Genomic DNA, 405 nt, shown 5'->3' with positions numbered 1-405 from the left:
AGACACCGTTAATTAATTCCCCACGTCCCAAACCTTGACCGTCTGGACGGCCTGCCGTTGCAGTTACGAGCAAGCCGCGTGCATTGGTCAGTAGCGAAACACCACGACCCCATTTGTTCAATCTTAGGAAGTGATGGCCTTCATCACCCATGAAATAATCTTGCTGTGCCGCCCATTCCTTCAAAGTTTCCGCACGGGCGTTTATTGTGTCAATGCCTGCAACAGATGCGTTTTCGGTTGGATGCACATACGACATTCCGAATTCTTCACGATGGGACGCGATGATTTGTCGGATTGTCTCATTGTTTGCTAATAGTCGGTGCGGTACGTCATGCCGTGCCAAATGATGCGACATTTGGGAAACTAGTTCGTTTCTGTGAGCGATGACGGGAAAGCGCAAACGTG

General features: G+C 49.9%; 1 protein-coding gene. It reads right to left on the bottom strand.

All coding sequences use genetic code 11. The features are described 5' to 3' along the window. A partial coding sequence (locus RMT89_RS41360; protein ID WP_315888906.1) for a hypothetical protein occupies window positions 1–355 on the bottom strand: 355 nt, incomplete at its 3' end. Window positions 356–405: the final 50 nt, after the last annotated feature.

Source organism: Streptomyces sp. P17, from assembly GCF_032436805.1.
Taxonomy (GTDB): Bacteria; Actinomycetota; Actinomycetes; order Streptomycetales; family Streptomycetaceae; genus Streptomyces.
This window is presented reverse-complemented; position numbering and strand designations above follow the sequence as displayed.